The organism is Pedobacter sp. Leaf170, assembly GCF_920984665.1.
GTDB lineage: Bacteria > Bacteroidota > Bacteroidia > Sphingobacteriales > Sphingobacteriaceae > Pedobacter.
This window is the reverse complement of record NZ_CAKLBP010000001.1, coordinates 231,029-254,038: the sequence shown is the minus strand read 5'-3', so window position 1 is coordinate 254,038 and position 23,010 is coordinate 231,029. Positions and strand designations below refer to the sequence as shown.

19 protein-coding genes and 1 tRNA gene are annotated in these 23,010 nt (G+C 36.7%); 18 read left to right on the top strand and 2 right to left on the bottom strand.

Features of this window, described 5'->3' with window-relative positions; all coding sequences use genetic code 11:
• Positions 1-23: 23 nt before the first annotated feature.
• Positions 24-239, top strand: coding sequence for a hypothetical protein (locus LUA90_RS01080; protein WP_231460124.1), 216 nt, complete (start codon positions 24-26; stop codon positions 237-239).
• A 110-nt stretch (positions 240-349) separates the two neighbouring features.
• Entirely contained in the window at positions 350-568 is a 219-nt protein-coding gene (locus LUA90_RS01075; RefSeq protein ID WP_231460125.1) for a PspC family transcriptional regulator, read from the top strand.
• Positions 569-690: 122 nt separating this feature from the next.
• On the opposite strand, the gene LUA90_RS01070 is transcribed toward LUA90_RS01075, so the two are convergent.
• Complete coding sequence (locus LUA90_RS01070; protein WP_231489829.1) at positions 691-1,344, bottom strand: ankyrin repeat domain-containing protein; 654 nt, start codon at positions 1,342-1,344, stop codon at positions 691-693.
• A 237-nt stretch (positions 1,345-1,581) separates the two neighbouring features.
• Between LUA90_RS01070 and LUA90_RS01065 the strand changes: the two genes are divergently transcribed.
• The 6 genes from LUA90_RS01065 to LUA90_RS01040 all read left to right on the top strand — a co-directional run bounded on the left by LUA90_RS01065 (position 1,582) and on the right by LUA90_RS01040 (position 6,775).
• Complete coding sequence (locus tag LUA90_RS01065; RefSeq protein WP_231489828.1) at positions 1,582-1,731, top strand: hypothetical protein; 150 nt, start codon at positions 1,582-1,584, stop codon at positions 1,729-1,731.
• Positions 1,732-1,949: 218 nt separating this feature from the next.
• Positions 1,950-4,544 (top strand): DNA translocase FtsK, encoded by a 2,595-nt coding sequence (locus LUA90_RS01060; RefSeq protein WP_231489827.1) that lies wholly within the window; start codon positions 1,950-1,952, stop codon positions 4,542-4,544.
• A gap of 59 nt (positions 4,545-4,603) precedes the next feature.
• Positions 4,604-5,254, top strand: a complete 651-nt coding sequence (locus LUA90_RS01055) for an outer membrane lipoprotein carrier protein LolA (RefSeq protein ID WP_231460129.1) — start codon at positions 4,604-4,606, stop codon at positions 5,252-5,254.
• A 306-nt stretch (positions 5,255-5,560) separates the two neighbouring features.
• Positions 5,561-5,833, top strand: coding sequence for a hypothetical protein (locus LUA90_RS01050; protein ID WP_231489826.1), 273 nt, complete (start codon positions 5,561-5,563; stop codon positions 5,831-5,833).
• A 48-nt stretch (positions 5,834-5,881) separates the two neighbouring features.
• Complete coding sequence (locus LUA90_RS01045) at positions 5,882-6,646, top strand: MBL fold metallo-hydrolase (RefSeq protein WP_231489825.1); 765 nt, start codon at positions 5,882-5,884, stop codon at positions 6,644-6,646.
• 45 nt (positions 6,647-6,691) lie between these two features.
• A tRNA-Leu gene (locus LUA90_RS01040) sits at positions 6,692-6,775 on the top strand.
• Positions 6,776-6,919: 144 nt separating this feature from the next.
• Here LUA90_RS01040 and LUA90_RS01035 read toward each other — a convergent pair.
• Complete coding sequence (locus LUA90_RS01035) at positions 6,920-7,687, bottom strand: GntR family transcriptional regulator (protein ID WP_231489824.1); 768 nt, start codon at positions 7,685-7,687, stop codon at positions 6,920-6,922.
• Positions 7,688-8,069: 382 nt separating this feature from the next.
• On the opposite strand from LUA90_RS01035, the gene LUA90_RS01030 reads away from it, so the two are divergent.
• From LUA90_RS01030 to LUA90_RS00990, 10 genes are all read left to right on the top strand, one after another.
• Positions 8,070-9,845 carry a class I mannose-6-phosphate isomerase gene (locus LUA90_RS01030; protein ID WP_231489823.1) on the top strand — a complete coding sequence of 592 codons (1,776 nt, stop codon included), beginning with the start codon at positions 8,070-8,072 and terminating at the stop codon, positions 9,843-9,845.
• Positions 9,846-9,850: 5 nt separating this feature from the next.
• Positions 9,851-10,735: an MFS transporter gene (locus LUA90_RS19465; RefSeq protein ID WP_255717532.1), complete on the top strand. Its 885-nt coding sequence runs from the start codon at positions 9,851-9,853 to the stop codon at positions 10,733-10,735.
• Between the two features lie 47 nt (positions 10,736-10,782).
• A complete protein-coding gene (locus tag LUA90_RS19460; RefSeq protein WP_370635301.1) occupies positions 10,783-11,271 on the top strand; it encodes an MFS transporter in 489 nt (162 codons plus the stop codon).
• Between the two features lie 70 nt (positions 11,272-11,341).
• Entirely contained in the window at positions 11,342-14,494 is a 3,153-nt protein-coding gene (locus tag LUA90_RS01020) for a TonB-dependent receptor (RefSeq protein WP_231489822.1), read from the top strand.
• Positions 14,495-14,517: 23 nt separating this feature from the next.
• A complete protein-coding gene (locus tag LUA90_RS01015; RefSeq protein WP_231489821.1) occupies positions 14,518-16,140 on the top strand; it encodes a RagB/SusD family nutrient uptake outer membrane protein in 1,623 nt (540 codons plus the stop codon).
• A gap of 13 nt (positions 16,141-16,153) precedes the next feature.
• A complete protein-coding gene (locus tag LUA90_RS01010; protein WP_231489820.1) occupies positions 16,154-17,281 on the top strand; it encodes a SusE domain-containing protein in 1,128 nt (375 codons plus the stop codon).
• 48 nt (positions 17,282-17,329) lie between these two features.
• Complete coding sequence (locus LUA90_RS01005) at positions 17,330-18,535, top strand: glycoside hydrolase family 76 protein (RefSeq protein WP_231489819.1); 1,206 nt, start codon at positions 17,330-17,332, stop codon at positions 18,533-18,535.
• 22 nt (positions 18,536-18,557) lie between these two features.
• Positions 18,558-20,912, top strand: a complete 2,355-nt coding sequence (locus LUA90_RS01000) for a GH92 family glycosyl hydrolase (protein WP_231489818.1) — start codon at positions 18,558-18,560, stop codon at positions 20,910-20,912.
• 19 nt (positions 20,913-20,931) lie between these two features.
• Complete coding sequence (locus LUA90_RS00995; RefSeq protein WP_231489817.1) at positions 20,932-22,110, top strand: glycoside hydrolase family 76 protein; 1,179 nt, start codon at positions 20,932-20,934, stop codon at positions 22,108-22,110.
• 8 nt (positions 22,111-22,118) lie between these two features.
• Entirely contained in the window at positions 22,119-22,976 is an 858-nt protein-coding gene (locus LUA90_RS00990) for an ROK family protein (RefSeq protein WP_231489816.1), read from the top strand.
• Positions 22,977-23,010: the final 34 nt, after the last annotated feature.

Sequence of the window (23,010 nt, the reverse complement as noted above, 5' to 3'; positions counted from 1 at the left end):
AACTATCTAATGGTTTTAGCATTATGGAATTCCCACACGAATTAAAAGAACTTTATCCAAATAAAATTATCGAAGTAAGAGGAAATGCCGATGCTTTAACGGTTATTTTGAAGGCGGATGTGGATATTGAGCAATTCAAAAATGAACTCAAAAAAAAATATTCTGGCTTAGAAGAACAACAGATTTTATTTATTAAGCACGAAGGCAGGCAAGATTTTGAGAAACTGATTTTGGAATAGATGATTTTCCGTTTGTTTTTAACCAATTATAATTGTTAAATTAGAATTTGATTAATAAATTATTCCGTGTTCTGTAATTGTATTGAAATTAAGATTTAAATAAACTTACAATGTTCCAAAAGATTATTACTTATTTCGAGCAACAAAGCTTTGGCGTATCTACATACTTAGCCAACAAGCTTAATATGAGTACAGCGAAAGTTCGCCTGTTTTTTATTTACTCTTCATTTCTTGCGGTAGGATTTCCAATTCTGTTTTATGTTATGGCAGCAATAGTTTTGGATATAAGGACCTACATGAAAAAGATGAGGTTAAGGATTTGGGAGTAATTTGAAGTTGTACGTATTAGGTTGTACGTATTAGGTTGTACGTTTTAGGTTGTACGTTTTAGGTTGTACGTATTAAGTTGTACGTTTTAGGTTACTTAAAACTTATCACTTAAAACCTACAACTAATCCTCCCTCAAAATCTCTGCAATTTCATTAAATCCCTTTTCAGCGGCCAAATCTGCCGGGAGTTTTCCGCCTTCCATGCGCAAGCTAACTTCAGCGCCATGTTCTAAAAGCAAAATAATTAATTCGATATTACCCAGTTGTGCAGCGGTATGTAAAGGTGCTAACCCAGCTTTCTGACATACGTTTGGATATGCACCAGTATCTAAAAGTAGCTTTGTAATGTTTATATTATTAGCAGCAACAGCAGAATGTATTGGGAAAACATTAAAACCATTTTTAGAAGCCAAATTTACATCTGCACCTTTTAAAACTAAAAATTTCGCCAAATCTTCATGCCCAAAATAACACGCCAATCCAAGCGGCGTAAAGCCATCTTCTGAAAAAGCATTTACAAGCTCCGGATTTTGAAATATCAGCTGAGTGGTTGCATCATATTTGCCAACGGCACAAGCTTCAAATAGCGTAAGGTTATCTACAAACTCTGTAATAAGATTTGCAATGTCTTGCTTTTTATAATAACACGCCAATAATAATGGCGAAACATTATGGGCAGTTTTAGTATTGGCTAATTGCGGATTATTAATCAGCGTTTCTTTTACCGATTGTAAATCTCCAGCTTCAATTTGTTCTTCGAGTTGGCTTATACTCATATAGATTTCTTATTAAATGCGAATTTAAATTAACAAAAAATTAATAAAGTGTAGAAATTTTACTGAAAAGAAGATGCTTATTTTAAACGATAACTATTTATAGTTTTTGATAAGCTTAGGCTGAAAAATTAGTTTAAGAAGATAGGATTGGTTTTTATTTACAGCAAAGACATAAGTTTAATAAACCTGATAGTAATGGAAATACTTTTTGTTGTGCAACAACTTAAATACGCTGTCATGGTGAGGAACGAACCATCTGCAAGCGATGAAAGACCTGCCTGCCGCAGGAAGGGATTCTTCGTTTCTCAGAATGACATAAGTTTAAAAAAGATTGGAATGAATAGCAGGGCTACAGTACCTATGAAAAGCAAAACCGTAATTTTCTAAATAAAAATCCCGTTTAACCTCTCCAGGACCAAACGGGATAAAACCTAAAACAAAATCCGTTTCATTTGACAAACGTGCAAATGTGTGTTGTAAAATAATAGACTAATTTTTCTGTTTAAGGTTTAATAAGCATTTAATAATTTTATTTAATTTGATGCATCATGTAAAACTCGTAACAGATATTTTATATTTGTTCTTTAATCATATTACGATAGAAAATGGCGGTAAGGGGAAACCAATTTAAAAGCAATACATTCCGAGAAAAAGGTGCAGAAAATGCATCAGGCAGGGCGTCATCTGGTCGCCAGGCTAAAGAAAAAAGAGAATACTTGCCAAATTTTGATTTGCAGGATGGACGGGCGATAAAAATTGTGGGCTTATTTTTCGTTATACTTTCACTATACTTTTTAATAGCGTTTACCTCGTATTTATTTACTTGGCAAGATGATCAAAGCTATGTTATCGATGCAAACGGTGGATGGGGAAATCTTTTTAAAACCTCAGATGAATTAAAAGAAGCGGGCGTTACAATTCCTGTTGTTCAGAACTGGTTGGGCAAATTTGGCGCTTTATTATCGCACCAATTTATTTACGAATGGTTTGGAATTGCATCATTCCTTTTTGTATTAGCATTCTTTATTATTGGTTATCGTTTGTTATTTAAGGTTAAAATTTTATCAATTTCAAAAACCTTAGGATACAGCTTTTTCTTCTTATTATTCATTTCTTTAACACTTGGTTTTGCACATAGTTTCTGGTCTAGTTCGCCACACTTTGTAGAAGGAGAATTTGGTTATTGGAGCAACAAATTATTAGCGGCACAAATTGGTGCTGCAGGTGTTGCGGGTTTAATAGCTTTTGCAGGCTTAACCATTTTAATTATTGCTTATAATATAGATTTTAAGTTGCCTGAGCGTAAACAAAAGGAAGTTTACTTAGATAATGAAACCCCTGATTATGTTAATGAGGTAAGAGAAGAATTTTCAAACAGAAGAACCACAGAAGAAATTAATGAGCCAATAGAATTTCCGGTACGTGATAAGCCATCTTTAAATAATGAGCGGAAACAGCAAAATGTTGTTTTACAGCCAAACAGGTTTGAGCAAAAAGAGGAAGAAGAAATTGCTAAGCCAGTTGTTTTAACACCTATGGCAGCAAATTTACCAATAGCTACTGCAGCCGCTGCGGCAATGCCTTTAACGGTAGAGCCAACCATAGAGGAAGAGCATGAGCCTACTTTTACTGTAGAGAAAACTGAAGAAGAGAAAAAATCTGATGATTTAGTAGAACAGTTTGGTAACTACGATGAAAAACTAGATTTATCGGGATATAAATATCCAACGGTTGATTTACTTGAGAATTATGGCACCAATAAAATCTCTGTAAATGCAGAAGAACTCGAAGCAAACAAAAATAAGATTGTAGAAACGCTTAACCATTATAACATCGAAATTGATAAGATTAAGGCGACTATTGGTCCAACGGTTACGCTTTATGAAATTATTCCTGCACCTGGCGTAAGAATTTCGAAAATTAAAAATCTGGAAGATGATATAGCTTTATCATTGGCAGCATTAGGTATTCGCATCATAGCTCCAATGCCTGGTAAAGGCACAATTGGTATTGAAGTGCCAAATCAGCATCCGGAAATGGTGCCAATGCGTAGCATTTTAAACACCGAAAAATGGACCTCGAATACAATGGATTTGCCTATTGCTTTAGGTAAAACAATTAGTAATGAAGTGTTTATTGCCGATTTGGCCAAAATGCCTCACTTATTGGTTGCCGGTGCTACTGGTCAGGGTAAATCTGTTGGTATCAATGCAATTTTAGTATCATTACTATTCAAAAAGCACCCGGCACAATTAAAGTTTGTACTTGTTGACCCTAAAAAGGTTGAATTAACGCTTTTCAATAGGATTGAACGCCACTTTTTAGCAAAGTTACCCGGTGAGGCAGATGCAATTATAACAGATACTAAAAAGGTAGTAAACACGCTAAATTCTCTTTGTATCGAAATGGATCAGCGTTACGATTTGCTAAAAGATGCACAAGTAAGAAACTTAAAAGAATATAACGATAAATTCATCAAGCGCAAGCTAAATCCAAATAACGGGCACAGGTTTTTACCTTTTATTGTATTAGTTGTAGATGAGTTTGCCGATTTAATGATGACCGCCGGTAAGGAAGTTGAGGCGCCTATTGCTCGTTTAGCTCAATTAGCTCGTGCAATCGGGATTCACTTGGTATTAGCAACTCAGCGTCCGTCAGTAAATATTATTACAGGTACAATTAAAGCCAATTTCCCGGCAAGGTTAGCTTTTAGGGTATTGTCTAAAATCGATTCCCGTACTATTTTGGATAGTGGTGGTGCAGATCAGTTGATTGGTCGCGGTGATATGCTTTTATCTACCGGTAGCGACTTAATCAGGCTACAGTGTGCTTTTGTGGATACACCCGAAGTTGATAGAATTTCGGAATATATTGGTAACCAGCGAGGCTATTCTGACGCTTATCAATTGCCGGAATATATTGATGAAGCGGGAGAGGGTAGCAAGGCTGATTTCGATCCGAATGAGCGGGATAAGTTTTTTGAAGATGCTGCGAGATTGATAGTGCTTCATCAGCAAGGATCTACCTCATTAATACAACGTAAATTAAAGTTAGGTTATAACCGTGCGGGTAGAATTATCGACCAGCTAGAGGCAGCAGGTATTGTTGGCCCGTTTGAAGGCAGTAAAGCACGTGAGGTTTTATATCCAGATGAATATTCTTTGGAACAATTCTTGAATAGTATTGATAGCAAGGATTAGATTAAACCAATTTGGGATAATCAACTCTAAGTTTCGAACGAATATTTAAAAAACACAAAATGAAAAAAATAATTTCAGCATTAATGGTTGTTGTAGCGTTTACAACATCAACCTATGCTCAAACAGATGCAAAAGCTAAAGCAATTTTAGCAGAGGTTAGTAAGAAATATAAATCGTATAACATCGTAAAAACCGATTTTTCTTTCACTTTGGATAATCCGAAGGCAAAAGTTAAAGAAACCCAGCAAGGAACTTTGTATGTTAAAGCAAACTCTAATAAATACAAGGTTGCTATGACAAACCAGGAATTATTTAGTGATGGTAAAAGCCAGTGGACTTATTTAAAAAAAGATAAAGAAGTACAAGTAAGCAATGTTGATAATAGTGGTGATGCAATTAATCCTGCTAAAATTTTTACGGTTTACGAAAAAGGCTTTAAATATGTTTACACCGGCGAGCAAAAGTCTGGTGCTAAAACTTATCAGATGATTGACCTCACACCAGTTGATGCAAAAAAATCAATTTTTAAAGTTCGTTTAAGTATCGATAAGGCTGCTAAACAAATTGCTAATGTTGTTTTATTCGATAAAAATGGAAACAAATACACTTACAATGTGAAAACGTTTTCACCAAATGTTAACGTACCAGAAACTACTTTTGCTTTTGATGCAAAGAAATATCCAGGTGTTGAAGTGGTTGATTTAAGATAAAATAATTTCCGCTTTGCGGGATAAAATTTACTAAAGTTCAGTTGGCAACAGCTGAACTTTTTTGTTTAGTATCTAAAATTTTTTGACGCTGAAACACTGAAAATTGATAAGTCGTTATTTCAGGCTCGAATTTCAGGAAGAAATCTTTAAAGTTGGCATACTGTTAAATTTAAAACTTCTCTACATTGCATTGCGCTATGGTCGAGAAGGTGTAGTTCATTATTGATAGGCTTTTCTAAAATTAAAATTCCTTTTGTGATAAAAAGATTATTTGATTGCTGCTTAGATTTCTCTAAGTTTGTTCTAATGTCGTTGCCACTAACAAATCATACTTTAGAGAAATTAGAGCAATTACTTTTTGCAATGGGCTTTAAGGTTCGTTATGAAAAAGGAAACTTTAAAACTGGTTCTTGCCTGCTGGAGCACAATAAAATTATTGTTGTAAATAAATTCTCTAACCTCGAAGGCAAAATTACCGCTTTAGTTACTCTTGTTAAGCAAACTAACCCTGATGAGAATATGTTAGATGAAAAGCAACGTCAATTTTTTCATTCATTACAGCAAACCCAATTATTTTAATGAAGCAGCTACGAGCAATTAGAGATTCAGAAAGGAAAGATTTTTAGGATGAAAGCTACTTTTTTAGGCACTGGTACATCACAAGGCGTTCCTGTTATTGCTTGTAATTGCGAAGTTTGCCAATCTACAGATAGGCGAAATAATCGTTTAAGAACTTCTATTTTATTGGAGCTTAGTGATAAAACCATCGTGATAGATAGTGGTCCGGATTTTAGATACCAATTGCTAAGGGAAAAGGTAAAAGATTTAGATGCTGTTCTTTTTACACACGAACATAAAGACCATATTGCAGGTTTAGATGATATTCGTCCTTTTAATTATTTGCTTCATAAAGTTATTGATGTTTATGCTACAGAGCGGGTTCAAACTGCATTGAAAAGAGAATTTTATTACATTTTCGCTGAAACCAAATATCATGGTTTACCGCAGATTAATCTTCATAGTGTAAATAATGGCGAAGATTTTAAGATAGGCAATAATACAATTACGCCATTTGAGGTGATGCACCATCTTTTGCCTGTAACTGGCTACAGGATTGGTGATTTTACTTATATCACTGATGCTAAAACCATTTCTGATGCCAGTTTTGAAAAAATTGCCGGAACAAAGATTTTAGTTTTGAATGCCTTGCAGAAAGAAGCGCATATCTCTCATTTTACCTTAAAAGAGGCTATTGAATTTGCTAAAAGAGTTGGAGCAGAAACTACTTATCTAACTCATATTAGTCATAATTTAGGTTTACATGATGTAGTGGAGCAAGATTTGCCGGCAAACATCAGGCTGGCTTATGATGGGTTGAAAATTGAATTGTAAATCGCTGTTTTCAGAATCCAAAATTAAATTATATTTGCAACAGAAACTCAGGTGGCGAAATTGGTAGACGCACCAGCTTGAGGGGCTGGCGCCCGTATGGGTGTGGGAGTTCGAATCTCCTCTTGAGTACTTAACGAAGATTTCGTTAATTTTTTAAAGGCTTGCTCGTTAACGAGCAGGCCTTTTTTTTGACTAAAGCCACAACAATGAATGTTTTTTGGGTATTAAGTAAACCTTATGCTGGTTAAATTAGAAGGATAAAATAAATATTTTTTACTCTCTTCGGCTTTCAATCGTGTATACAAAGCTATCGGCTTTATAGTAGCCCAAATTATATTCAATTGGCTTTTCATCGATATCGTACACAAATCTTTTACGGAATAATATTGCTGCACCAACCTCCGTTTCTAATTTACCTGCTATGAATTCATCTGCCAACAGCGCACTTATCTCTTCTTTTGAAATCATAGCGATTATACCATGCGCTTTCTCCAGCATTTCGTAAAGCGGAGCTTTATAATCTTCATCGCCGGTTAAGCCAACAGATGGATGGAAATACGACTCAAAATATACAAATGGCCCCTCTGGTCGGCCACGAAGTCTAACCAATTTTAAAACTTTCTTATCTTCTTTTATATTAAAAAAGCTTGCTATTCTTTTTTCCGGATATACCCAGCTAACATGTAGTTCGAAATTTCTTATTGGAATACCTCTGGCGCTCATTTCTTGAGAAAAGCTCATCCAGTTTTTTGACTTTGAACTTAATGATTTTGATTCAACAACCTTGGTGCCTACCCCTTTTTTTCGGGTTAGTAATCCATCATATACTAACTTATTAATGGATTGGCGAAGGGTTGTACGAGAAATGCTTAAGATTTTGGAGAGCTCTACCTCATTGGGTAGTAATTTCCCATCCACATATTCCGGAGATTCTATTAGTCTCCTAAGTAATTCTTCTGCCTGTACATGTAAAGGGATTTGGCTTTTATGATCGATTTTGAGTTTCATAATCATCACAATAATAAAAAAAATATATTTCATTACCTCATGTCTATACATATTACTTGTAGGTAGGCTATCTATATATCGAGGTATATAAACAGAATAAATTTTTGTTGAAAAAAAATAGTTAAGCACTTGTATTTTAATTTATAAATAATACATTTGTATATACATACTTATAAATGTATGGTCTAGCCAAATTTTTTACGATTTTCTGATTATGTTCGATTATTATTTAAAATTCTCTTTAATACAGTTAAATCACCTCAAAATGGATGTTCTGCTGATGTTAATTAATTTATTGGCTATTCATATATTCATTATTTACACCACTCAATTAATTTTAATTGGATTAAAATTGTAGTTTATTTAAAAGTATGTATGAACAAGTATTAATAAAATAAATAGTCACTTCCCACTTATGTCGATAGAAGAACCAATGAGAAAAACCGAGCAGGAGATTATGCCAGCTCGAGCTAGTCAAATAACAAAACCTTTAGGTTATGATATTTACCCTTACTATTCACTTGGAGATAACAAAATATTTAATGGTTATTCATCGCTTTGCGATTTCATTATTGAACAAAAAACTGTTGTAATTGATGGTTATGTTGGCGTGTACTGGAATAAGCTAATAACGGCTTTAAAGGAAGATTTGATTGATAGGGGTTATGCCTTAAACCTTATTGAAAGCAAGAACTATTTAAAATCTCAGGCGCAATTGAATGAAATGATTGCACCCTTTCTGGGTACAGAAGGTTCGGTTTGGGGAACAAAAACAACATTAACATTGGCCGATTATTTTAATATGCCGGCCTTAACTGAAATTGAAAAAAGTACTTCTGCTGATATAAATATTATTACTGGCTGTGGGGCTTCTCTATCAGATTGGAAAGCTGCTCTAATTTACGTTGATCTCCCTAAAAATGAAATACAGCATCGTATGAGTGCTGGCTCTATCTGTAATCTAGGACTGGACCTGCAAAAGGAGCAAACTGAAATGTATAAGTGCTTCTATTTTGTTGATTGGGTGGTCTTGAATAATCATAAAAAAGCACTTATCAATGACATAGACATTTTTGTTGATGCACAATGGGAAGATAGTATTAACTGGGCATACGGGAAAGACATCCGAAAAGGTTTAGAAAAAATGTCTTCGTCTGTTTTTAGAGCTCGTCCTTGGTTTGCGCCTGGCGCATGGGGCGGACAATGGATGAAGGAACACATGCCTCAATTAGATCGAAATGAGGTAAATTATGCCTGGTCTTTTGAACTTATTGCACCTGAAAACGGAATCGTTTTTGAAAGCAGTAGCTTTCTTTTAGAAGTTTCTTTTGATGCATTGATGTTTGCTCAAAACAAAAATGTTTTAGGTGTGCATGCAGCGAAGTTTGGTGATGAATTTCCTATTCGATTTGACTTTTTGGATACTTTTGATGGTGGGAATCTATCTATACAATGCCACCCAAGTCTAAAATATATTCAGCGTGAATTTGGCGAAAATATTACCCAGGATGAAACTTACTACATTTTGGATTGCAAAGATGATGCAAAGGTGTATCTGGGCTTTCAGGATAATATCAACCCTACCGAGTTTAGAGATACTTTAGAAAAAAGCAATCTTTACAACGAAGAAATTGACATAGAAAAGTATGTTCAGGTTCATCAAGCTAAAAAACATGATTTATTTTTAATTCCCAATGGAACTGTTCACAGTGCGGGAGCAGAAAATTTGGTGCTCGAAATTAGTGCAACTCCATACATTTTCACCTTTAAAATGTATGATTGGGTAAGGTTAGATTTAAATGGTAAACCCCGACCAATAAATATCGACCACGCTTTTAAAAACCTTGATTTTAATAGAAAAGGCGCTACAGTTAAACAAGAATTAATCATTAAGCCTTCAATTCTCTTTGAAGATAATGATTTTATCTGTTACCACTTGCCTACACATAAGGAGCACTTTTATGATGTTCATCGATTAGAATTTGAAGCGGAAGTTGAGGTAGAAACCAATAATGTTTGTCATGTACTGATGCTTGTTGAAGGCGCAGCCATTACTGTAGAATCTGCAGATGGTGCTATCATGACTTTCCCTTTTGCAGAAACATTTGTAATCCCGGCGGCGGCGGGCAGTTATAAAATGATAAACAAAGGAAGTGAAAGGGCGAAAGTGATTAAAGCATTCTTAAAATAATCAGCATGAATAACACTGAAAAAAATATAGTTACTGAAAAAAGTAAGACTTACTTATACCTCGTTTGTCTTGTTGCTGCTCTTGGAGGTTTTCTTTTTGGTTTTGATACAGCAGTAATTTCAGGAACGATAAGTTTGGTAAAAGGCGATTTTGGTCTTGATGCAGTTAGCGAAGGTTGGTTTGTTAGTTGTGCGCTGTTAGGTTGCATCATTGGGGTGAGCGTATCGGGCAAGCTAAGCGACCGGTATGGGCGTAAGATAGTGATGATTTTATCAGCATTTCTTTTTTTGATATCTGCCCTGGGTTGCATGTATTCAGGCTCTTTCTCTGCATTAATTATTTTTAGGCTGGTAGGCGGTATTGGTATTGGAGTTGCCTCTATGGTTTCGCCGCTTTACATTTCAGAATTTGCGCCATCGAGGCTTCGTGGAACTATGGTGTCCTTATACCAACTTGCTTTAACAATAGGTATAGTAGCCGCTTATTTTAGTAATGCGTATTTGGCAAATCATGCCGCAGACCATTATGCTGGCAGTCAATCGATGCGCATATTTTCTTCAGAAGTATGGAGAGCGATGTTAGGGTTAGGCGGTGTACCTGCCTTAATTTTTTTAATTGCCCTTTTCTTGGTTCCAGAATCTCCAAGGTGGTTGCTGGCCCGAGGGAAGAATGATTTGGCAAAAAATATCTTAACAAAAATTGATGGGGAAGCTGCTGCCGAAAAAGAAGTAGATGCGTTTTTATCTCAAAATGAAAATGAAGCAGATGGGTCGCTTAAAACACTATTCAAGCCTGTTTACCGTAAAGCATTATGGATAGGGCTATTACTGCCTTTCTTATCACAAGTTTGTGGTATTAACGCAGTTATTTATTATGGCCCAAGAATTTAGAACAGGCGGGCTTCACACTAAATAATGCTTTAGGCGGGCAGGTTACCATTGGCTTAATCAATGTGCTATTTACTTTTGTAGCCATTTTTAGTGTTGATAAATGGGGGAGGAAACCGCTGCTTTATATCGGTGTTGGTGGTGCGGTAATATCTTTAGTTATTATCGGATTTCTATTTCAGTTCGGTGTGATATCCGGGCCATGGATTTTAATTTTCATTTTAGCCTTTATTGCCTGTTTTGCATTCTCTTTCGGGCCTGTATGTTGGGTAGTTATTGGAGAGATTTTTCCAAATGGCATTCGTGGTAAGGCCATGTCTTTAGCCACACTTACCCTTTGGATTGGCAATTTTTTTGTTGGCCAACTTACTCCAATGATGTTAGAAGGACTAGGCTCTGCATGGACTTTCTGGATATTTGCCATCTGTTGTTCTCCTGCATTATACCTTACCTGGAAACTCATACCCGAAACCAAGGGCCGGTCGCTAGAAGAAATTGATGCCCATTGGCATACCATTCATCAGCAGCAAATCAAATAATTTATCACCAAAAAATATCTAACCTAATATTACTGATGCGCAATAAAGCATCTTAATCAATCCAAATGTTATGAGACTTAAACTTTACCAACTTGAAAAACTAAAGCGATTGCCACATTGGCGATTTGCATTGATGGCCATTCTTGTAATTCCATTTATGCCTAACCAATCTCAGGCTTTAAGTACACCAACTTTAATAAACACCATCAAAAATTTTAACATCACTATAAAAGGAAAAGTAGTTGATGAAAAAGGAATCGGACTTCCGGGTGTGAGTGTGCAAATTAAAGGCACTACAGTTGGCGCAGTTACAGATGCCAACGGGCTTTACACGATTTCAGTTCCTGATAATCTTGCAACAAACAATTTAACATACTCATATTTAGGTTATGTAAGTCAGGAGGTTGCCATTGGTGGTCGAACAACTATTAATATTCAAATGAAAACCGACGCCAATAATTCTTTAGAAGATGTGGTTGTGGTAGGTTACGGCGTACAGAAAAGAGTTTCTGTAACCGGTGCAATAAATACTATAGATGCAAAAAGCATTGAAAACAAACCTGTGTTAAATGTTTATCAGGCATTGCAGGGTGAATCACCAAATTTGATTATTCAGCAAAGTTCATTAAATCCGGGCAGTAACGTTACCGTAAATATTCGTGGTGTAGGTACCTTGGGAGATAATACACCGCTGGTTGTGGTTGATGGTATTGTTGGTGGAAACTTAAATACATTAAACCCTAACGACATTGCAAGTGTAACAGTACTAAAAGATGCGGGCTCAGCAGCAATTTATGGCTCAAGAGCTGCCAACGGTGTTATTTTAGTCACCACAAAAGGTGGAAAACTGAACCAAAAAACTTCAGTTTCTTATAATGGAAGTTACGGGATTCAGGATGCAAACGTATTGGTAAAAAAGGTACCCGCCTGGGAAAACGCTTATTTTAAAAATGAATCTTTAGTAAATTCCGGATTAAGCCCTGCTTACACACCAGACCAAATACAACAACTTAAAGACCAGGGTAATGGCACATGGGATATTGAACACCTATTACGCACTGCACCTCAACAAGCGCATAATTTTAGTATTGTAGGTGGAGGAGAGAAAAGTTCCTTTTACGTATCAGCAGGCTTTCAGGATCAGGGCAGTAATTTTATTGGCAATGGCGGCGAAGGGGCCGACTTTGGTTACCAGAAATACAATTTACGCTTAAACCAGAGCAACGTGATAGGGAAATTTAAAACCAATTTTATTTTACTCTACACTAAAACCCGAAATAAAACCAATAGTGTTGGTGATAACAATATTTTTGCTGATGCTAACCGCGTACCCTTAAATTACAGTTGGCAGGATGAAAACGGTAATTATTTAACCAATCCAGTGGCTTCACAATACAATGAGTATGGTGTTTTGGAAAAAGGGGGTTTCAACCAGGCAGATAATGATGAAATATTCGGAGCATTTAACGGTCAGTTTAACATTACCAATGATTTGAAAATTACTGGTGAATTTGGTGGAACGCTACAAAATAACGGAACATTTTTTCGCCGTACGCAAGTTAATTATTTGCCATCTGGTGTTTATGGAGATGATCGCTCAGTTTTAGACGGAAATAGCAAATCGCAGCTTTTCAATACAAAATTATATGTAGAATATGGTAAAAAAATTGATTTACACGATTTTAAGGTTCAGATTGGTGCTTCAAGTGAAAACTATTCGCAACGTGGATTTCAACTTCAAAAAACATTAACCGACCAGTTATTAGGTACACCTACAACAGGCACATTGGTCGATCCCATTAACTCGAGCAATAGTTTAGCCATAAATTCAAACAGTTTACTTTCTCTATTTGGTAGAGTAAATTATGCTTATCAGGATAAATATTTATTTGAAGCAACGGCGAGATATGACGCTTCATCCAAATTTGCAAAAGGAAACCGTGGAAGTTTCTTTCCTTCAGTAAGTGCAGGTTGGATAATTTCGCAGGAATCTTTTATGCAATCCATAAAAAATACGCTGAGTAATTTAAAACTTCGTGCCTCTTATGGCGTATTGGGTAATCAGAATGTTGGGAATTTCCAATATCAAACCACTTATTTTAATTATGCCAGTGCTTATGGCTTTAATAATGTGCCTGTTGGTGGTGCTGGTACGCTTTTATCTAACAGAGATTTAACCTGGGAAAAAGCATCTACATTAAATATTGGTCTTGATGCTGGTTTCTTCAATAATCGCCTTACCGCATCATTCGATTATTTTAATAAAGTAACCAGAGATATTTTACAACCAAGGCAAGATATTCCGGCAATTTTTGGAGCTGCGACACCAGATTTTAACGTAGCTAAAGTGCGTAGCAAAGGTTGGGAAGCATCTTTAACTTATAATTTACGTGGAGAGAATGTAACGCAAAGTTTCAGCGTAAATGTTGCTGATAATCAAAATAAGCTGCTGCAGCTTTCGGGTGGTGCAACCGAGCAAATTATAAATCAGGATGTTTTTCAGTTATTGAGAAGAATTGGCGAGCCAATAACACAATATTATGGCTATGAAACGAATGGATTTTTCCAAAATCAAACGGATATAAACAATTCACCAAAAATTGCCGGCAACCCGGTAGTGCCTGGCGATGTGAAATTTAAAGACCTTAACAATGATGGAATTATTGATGCCAAGGATAAAGCAGTTTTAGGTAACCCTTTTCCTAGATATACTTTTGGCTTCACCTACAGGCTGGCAGTTAAAGGATTTGATTTGCAGTTGTTCATTCAAGGTGTTGGTAAACGTGAAACATTTTTGCGTGGCGAACTGGTAGAACCATTTCATTACGGATATGGTGCAACGGTGTATGAACACATGACCAATTACTGGACACCCAATAATCCTGATGCCAGATATCCAATTTTTGCAAATATTGGCTCACCATCTAACACCAATAACTGGCGTACAGGCTCCGACCTTTATAAATATGATGCAGCTTATGCTCGTTTAAAAAACGTAAATATTGGCTATACAATTCCGGAAACTGTAACCAAAAAATTCGGTATTCAGCGCTTTAGAGTGTCGCTCATCGGCCAAAATCTCTTTACGCTTTCAAAACTTAAATTTATTGACCCCGAAACTTCTGAGTTTGGAAACAATGTAAGTCTGGGTTCTGGTTCAAATAGTGCCCGTTCATATCCGCTTCCGATATTTTACGGCGCCGGATTGGATATAACTTTTTAATGATAACGGTTAGAATTAATAAAATGAAATACCTAAATAAAATCTTTATAGCAGCAGTTGCAATCGTAATGTTTGCAGGTTGCAGAAAACTAGATATCGCACCAACAGACCGGTTTTCAGATTTAACTTTCTGGACAGTTGATGTGAATGTGAATAACGCTCTTAACAATAATTATAGTCTGCTTTACAATAGTTCGCTATTTTTTGAGCCTGAAGCGCTTTCTGATAATGCATATTCACCTTCTGGCGATCTTAATTTAATAGCAAGCGGAAACGCTACTTCGCTTACTGGTAAATTTCAGGGCGATTGGGCAAGTTATTATCGTACAATAAAATCGGTTAATATTTTTCTGGAGAATATAGATCAGAACAAAACGCTGCCAGCAGCAACCATTGCCAGAATGAAAGCAGAAAATCAGTTTATGAGAGCTTTTGCACTATTTAATTTAACTAAATGGTATGGTGATGTTCCGCTTCCTGACCACAATTTAACTCCCGAAGAAGCGCAGGTAATTCCACGCAGTTCAAAAGCTTCGGTTAATGCTTTTATTGTAAGTCAGCTAGAAAGCGCTATTCCAAATTTGCCAAGTAAAGATCAGCTTCCGGCTAGCGAAAATGGTAGAATTACAAAAGGTGCTGCCTTAGCTTTACAAATGAGAACTTTATTGTACGAGGGAAATAAAACTGCAGAAGTGATTGCGATTTGCGAAAAACTAATCAACAATCAGGCAACCTATGGAACTTATTCATTAGCAGCTAATTATAGTGCTTTATTTAGCGATCCTGCAATCAATAAAAACAATAATGAAAGTATCTTATCGCTACAATATGTACCTACAATAAGAACATGGCAAAATTTTTGGGATTTTGCACCCCGAACAGTTGGTGGCAGGGTGAGTAATATGGCACCTACACAAGAGTTGGTTGACGATTATGTTATGCTGAATGGAAAGGGAATTAAAGAAGCTGGTTCAGGCTACGTAGAAAGTAATCCATACATCAACCGCGATCCACGACTAACCGCCACAGTTGTTTACGATAGATATACTTGGATAAATCCGAATAACAGTACCAAGACCATTTACATAAAACCGGGTACCGATCCGGTTCAACCTGGCCTTGATGAATACTCTCCGGGCTCTCAAAGCGCATCTGCTACAGGTTATTATTGGAGGAAATATTTTGATCCAAGTGCTTTATCAAGTTTTGTTTCAGGTAATAATCTTCATTTGTTTAGATACGCGGAAGTTTTATTAACCTATGCTGAAGCTAAAAACAGCTTAGGACAAATGGATGCTACAATCTGGGCGAAAACAATCGGTGCACTTCGCTCCAGAGCCGGCTTTACTGATGCTGCTGCTTTGAGTTATCCTGGCGGAGATTTGACAAGTATTATCCGCAGAGAACGCAGGGCAGAAATGGCAATGGAAGGTTTGCGTTTAGATGATTTAAGACGCTGGAAAACTGCCGAAATCACTATGAATGGTTTTGCGCATGGGGCTAAATTTGCCGCCGACCAAAATGTTGATAATGGTTATATCCGCACTCAGCAACGCAAATTTAACGCTCAAAGAGATTATTTATGGGCAGTTCCATCAAGCGAAATAAGTCTAAACAAAAATTTAACCCAAAATCCGGGCTACTAAAATATAAAGCAACATGAAAAACTTGAAAGCAATATATGTTTTGATGGCGCTATCATTATTCGCCATTAGTTCATGCAAAAAAGACACAAAAGAACTTAATGAGAATATTAATCCCATTGGAAGTTTAAGCATACCTCAAAATATGCAAAGCCTTAAATTAACACCATCAAACGCATTGGCTACGCAGCAGTTTAAGTGGAACCCAGCGAGCGCTGAAGATGGTGGGCTTATTCTTTACGAAGTAGCATTTGATAAAGAAAGCGGAGACTTTTCAAAACCGGTTTATAAAGTGGTGTCAGATGGCGCCGGTGTGCAGGCTCAGGTTACAATTTCTCATAAAGATTTAACCAAAGTTGCAGCATTATGCGGAATCAATTCATCAAGTACCGGAAATATTAAATGGACAGTAATTGCATCCAAAGCCAGCAACAGAAAACCTGGTCAGGAAAGTAGAACGCTGCAACTTGAACGCCCGGCAGGGTTTGCTGAAGTGCCAACCGACCTTTATCTTATAGGTTCTGCAACAGAAACAGGAGACGACATTAGCAAAGCAATTAAATTTAAGAAACTAGATGAAGGCGTTTTTGAAATATACACAACGCTTAAGCCTGGTACTTATCAGCTAACAGATAAAATTACTGCATCAGGTCGAAAATTCTACACCGAAGGTACATTAGTTAAAGAAGGAACCACATCTGTTACAGTTTCGGGTGTTGCAAAGGTATATTACCTCAAATATGATTTCAATGTAGCCACTGTGGTGGATGTAGTTGAAGTTCAGAGCCTGGGGTTATACATGTCGGCTTACGGTAATGAGATAGGCCAGTTAACATATACTGCAAATGGTGTGTGGCAATCAGGAAATATTCCGGTTGTATTTTATCAATTTTCTTGGGGTAGAGATGAAAGATATAAATTCGCAATGCATACCTCTGGAGGTGTTCGCTATCTGGGAAGCAGTAATGTTAATAATGTTAGTCCTGTTGGCCAAGGTGCAGCTTACTTTTATTTAAATCCGGTTACTAATGATCAATGGAATAATACTTATAAGTTTAATCCTTCAGCCGATAATAAAAGTGTTAAGGTAGTTGTAAGTCTTAACGCTGGCGGGCCATACACCCACACTTTAACTACACAATAATTACGTTGTATTGCCACCGGTTTAAGCCGGTGGCTAAATATTCTAACCATGAAAAAATTATTTTTTAATACTGCTCTGATTTTGTCTATCTTTTTTTTGGCAGCTTGCAAAAAAAATCCCGTAGTTGAGCCGGTTACTCCACCACCTCTTGTGCCACCTACAGGGCCGGGCGTTAAAGTAGACTACCTAAAGCTGGCCCAGGAAACACATACCTTTACCACCAATAATTTGCTTACTGCAAGTTATGGCTATCGTGCAAATACCACAACCCATGCTAACAATTGTTATGAGTGGTACAACGTAAGCCAGATTTATGCAGATGCAGCTATGGTGGCTGCAGGCCAAACCAAACACCTCGCATACATGAATAATACCTTTAAATTCATGGATAATATGTGGGATAAAAAAGACCTCCGAGGTGGTTACTTTGCATCTGTAAATTTAGATGGCACTGGTGCCGGTGGTGATAAATATGTTGATGATAATGCGCTTAGCGGAATGGTTTATCTGGAAGCTTATGAGGTTACTACCGGAGCAGATAAACAAGCTTACCTGGCGAAAGCAAAAGCATGCGGAGATTGGTTAATCAATAGTGGTTTGTGGGATAATGTTTACGGTGGTGGATTTTATTGGAATACACTTAAGCCTGAAAAACCAACGCAAACCAATGGCCTAACACTACAGCTATTTTTAAAACTTTATAGTTTAACCGGCGAAAGCATTTATCGAGAATGGGCGATCCAGGTTAATAATTGGCTGAATACAAAAATGTTTGATCCGATTAGTGGTTTATACATCTGGAAAATTGACGGAGCCGGCGAGGGTAAGAAACACACGGATAAATTTACTTATGATAATGCCATCATGGTTGAGGCTTTTTTGTTGTATAGCACAATCATGAGCGACCCGTCTTATCTAACCAGAGCACAAAATATTGGTAAAGCCATGAATATCACCCTGTGGAATGCTGCCTGGAAAGGCTATATTTTTAATACCAATGAAACCAGAATTAACCCGGCTTGGTGTGCTTGGGGGTCTCAGGCAATGATTAGATTATACGAGGCAGATAAAAATGAAAACTGGCTGGTTTATGCTAAAGAAAATATTAATCGTTTAAATATTGCAAATAGAAATCAATCAACATTTGCTTATTATTTCTTTGCTGGTTTTGACGGGCAAAACCGCTCACCAGAAATAGAAACTGTAGATCAGGCATGGATGCAACGAATTCAGGCCTTGTTATCAAAATATTAGTTCAATTTTAATTCCAATACCTATGAAAACGGCCAGCCAATCCTTCTTAATTTTAATGCTTTCTCTTTTCGTGATGCCGTGCGTGTTTGCTCAGGATCTTTTAAAATATGTAAATCCAAATATTGGTACTGCCCACAGTAGATGGTTCTTTTACACGCCTGCAGCAGTGCCTTATGGAATGGCTAAACTTGCACCATCAACCAACGGAAGTTACGGCAACTTACAGGGTTGGGAGGCAGTAGGTTATGATACACGTCATAATTCTATTGAAGGTTTTGTACACTTTCATGAATGGCAAGTGGGCGGTATTAGTTTTATGCCAACTGCCGGCGACCTTAAAACCGTTCCCGGATTACTTGATAAAGCGAACAGTGGATATCGTTCGGTCTTTGACCGAAAAAATGAAATTGCCCAACCAGGCTATTATTCGGTGTTACTTGATGATTTTAAAATCAAAGCAGAACTTACGGCAACCAAAAGAGTTGGCTTTCATCGATATACCTTTCCAAAAAGTGAAAACTCCAGAATTATCCTTTCTATTGGTAACATTCAGGGAGAAAGTGGGCCAATAACAGATGCATCTGTAAAAATGATTGATGAGACCCATTTTGAAGGCTTTGTAATTACTTATCCGAAATATGTTAAAACCTATGATGAAGGCGGTAAGGTAGCCATGTATTTTTATGGAATCCTTGACAAGAAACCAAACAGTGTGGGTGCCTTTAATCAAAAAGAAACTAATTTAAACGCTAAAAATGCTTCAGGCATAGGTGCTGGTTTATTTTTGGGTTATAAAACTACAGAAAATGAAAGTGTAGAAATTAAAGTGGGTTTATCTTATACCTCTACACAAAACGCTAAGAACAATTTGATGGCAGAAGCATCTGATCTAAATTTTGATGGCGCAAAAAAGGCTGCTCAATCAGAATGGCAAAATGAATTGGGAAAAATGAAGGTTTCTGGACAAAACAATGCTGATTTGGTTAAGTTTTATACTGGTTTGTATCATGCTTTGCTTGGCCGTGGTATTGCAAGTGATGTAAATGGAAATTTTCCCCGGCATAATGGTTCAATCGGACAATTACCGAAAGATAAGAACGGCAAATTCAGTTATAATTTTATGAATACTGATGCTATTTGGGGCGGTTTTTGGAACATAACGCAATTGTGGTCTTTAGCGTATCCATCACACTACAGCGATTTTGTACATACTCAATTAGAAATTTATAAAGAGCGAGGTTGGTTTGGCGATGGAATTGCCAATAGTAATTTTGTATCTGGGGTAGGTACTAATTTTGTCGGGCTGGCAATAGCAGGTGCTTACCAGTCAGGCATACGTGATTACGATTTGGATTTAGCCTACAAAGCGGTATTAGGAAATGAACTTAATTACAGAAACAGGTTGGTGGGTTCTGGTAAAACAGATACCAAAAGCTTTGTAAATAATGGCTTTGTACCATATCTGGAAGCCGATAAAACAGATTCAACAGGTTCACATTTTTCTGGTTCGCACACAATGGAATACAGTTATAGTGCATTTGCTGCAGCTCAGCTTGCTAAAAGTATGGAGAAGATTAAAGATTATAAAAGGCTGATGGGTTTATCCAACGGGTGGCGATTATTGTTTGATAAGGAATTAAAGCTTATCAGGCCAAAAACTGATGATGCAAAGTTCATAGATAAATTTAATCCTTTGGAGGCTTGGAGAGGTTTTCAAGAAGGTAACGCAACACAATATACTTTCTATGTGCCACAAAACCCTAAAGCGTTAATTGCAGAAATCGGAACTAAAACATTTAACGAGCGCCTGGATAATATTTTTAAAACTTCTCAGAAAAACGCATTTGGCGGAGGAAAAACAATTGATGCTTTTGCTGGTATTCAATCTTTATATAATCATGGTAACCAGCCCAATCTGCACATAAGCTGGCTTTTTAATTATTCATCATCACCTTGGTTAACACAAAAATGGACGAGGGCAATTTGTGATGAATTTTATGGCACCGAAAGTATTCATGGATATGGCTATGGTCAGGACGAGGACCAAGGCCAGTTGGGTTCATGGTACGTTATGGCTTCGGTTGGTTTATTTGATGTAAAAGGCTTAACGGATGGTCGCCCAACACTTCAGATTGGAAGCCCTGTTTTTGATAAGTCAGAAATTCGACTGGGCAATGGTAAAAAACTATTCATCAAAGCCAGCAATAATTCTAAGCAAAATGTTTATGTACAATCGGCTTTGTGGAATGGTAAAGTGCTTGATAATGCCTGGCTCTATCGCGATGAAATTATGAAAGGCGGTACACTAACTTTAAAAATGGGCAGTAAGCCAAATCAAAAGTGGGGTGTGAAATTGCCGCCGCCTTCGGTCCAGTAAGTTCTTTATCAAATTTCAAATGATGAAATATTTATTTTTTCTTATCTGTATCACGTTCTGCTTAAGGGGCTATGGTCAGGAATTAAATCAAAATACGATATATAAAAGCAGAGCTGATGCTATGTTCGAAAAAATTTGGCAGCATTACCGGGTAAAAAAATATCCTGGTTTATTTACCGAACATTATCCATCTGAACAAAAAATTACACTGGATTATTTTCAAGGTGCAAACGTTAATGAAAAGACGGTAAGTTTTCTTTGGCCATTTTCCGGGATGTATTCTGCAGCAAACGTGTTAGTTCGATTTCCTGAATTAAAGCAGAAATACAACAAATATTTAGATACGCTATCAATTGGCGTTTGGAGTTACAGAGATACAACCCGAAGTCCGGTAGGCTATCAGGCTTTTCCAGCGATGCTGGAAAAATCAGATAGGTATTATGATGATAACGCTTTGGTTTGTATTGATTACCTGGAAGCTTATTTGAATACTAAAGACCAAAAATACATTTTAAAGGCAAAAGAAGTTTTCGATTTTATTATTAGTGGATGGGATGAGCAGCTAGGAGGCGGTGTATATTGGTTGGAAGGACATAAAGATCAAAAACCGGCCTGTAGCAATGGAATGTCAACGCTGGCGGCATTGAAACTTTATCAATGTACAAATGATACATTTTATCTTGATTGGGGTAAAAAATTTTATAACTGGATGTTCATCACTTTACGAAACCCGGATGGGATATATTACAATGATGTTAAAATGAATGGCATACCTAACAAGGTTTATTACACGTACAATACTGGTTCAATGCTCGAATCGTCTGTTTTACTTTATGGATTTACTAAAGAACCAAAGTATTTAAGCGAGGCTGAAACTGTTGCGAAAAGTGCTCATCGCTTCTTTGCAAATAAAAATAAAACACAGGCGAGTTATTATAATATCGATTTGCCTTGGTTTGTTACCGTTTTGTTTCGCGGTTACGAAGCACTTTATCATCTAAATGGCAATCCAACTTACATCAATGCGGTAGCTTCTGATTTGGATAAAGCGTGGCAAAATTCATCAGATAAGTACGGTTTTTTGACTGCAAAGTGGGCAAGAGATAAGGTATCGAAAGCGAAACCAAAATGGTTGCTAGATGAGGCTTGTGTAGCAGAATTATACGGCAGATTAAGTTTGTTAAATATTAAAAAATAAAATTCTACGTGAAAGAGCATATAAATTTAGGTGTAGATATTGGCGGTTCGCACATCACTTCGGCCTTAGTCGATGTTTCAAATGGAACCATATTAGAAGGCTCATGGCAGAGAGCTAAAGTAGATTCGCAAGCTGGCGCCAAAGATATTGTTTCAACCTGGTGCGCCGTAATGAAAAAAAGTTTAGCATCTTTTAAGTATTCTGGTAAAGTTGCAGTTGCTATGCCGGGTCCGTTTGATTACCTTAATGGTATCTCTTATATGAAAGGAATGGGGAAGTTTGACGCTCTTTATGAACAAGATATAAGAACATTAATATTGAATGGCATGGAAGGTTTGGTTAATGAAATTTCATTTGTTAATGATGCCGGATGTTTCTTAAAAGGAGAATTAGTACACGGTGCAGCCTCAGCTTATAAAAATGTAATGGGTTTTACACTCGGTACAGGCTTTGGTTCTGCAATTGGAATTGAAGGTGTTGCAACCGATGGTGAGTATTGGAAACATCCTTTTATGAATGGGATATGTGAAGATTTCTTTTCTTCTAAATGGTTAGTTTCAAAGTATAACAGTTATTCAGGGCAAGCCGTTTCTAACGTTAAAGAAATAATTGAGGGTGTAGAAAAAGCAGATCCATTTTTTCAGGTTTTTGATGAATTTGGAATTAATTTGGCAACGTTTTTATCTAAATTGCATAGAAGTAACCCATTAGATTGTGTAGTTTTTGGTGGTAACATTGCAAAAGCATCTATTCATTTTCTACCTCAATTAAAATATTACCTCAGCGCCAGAGCTATATCATTTCCAATTTACATATCAGAAAAGGGAGAAAATGCAGCATTGATTGGAGCAGCATGTGCGGCATAAATATTTTACTTTCGCAAAGGTTAAAATCAACATC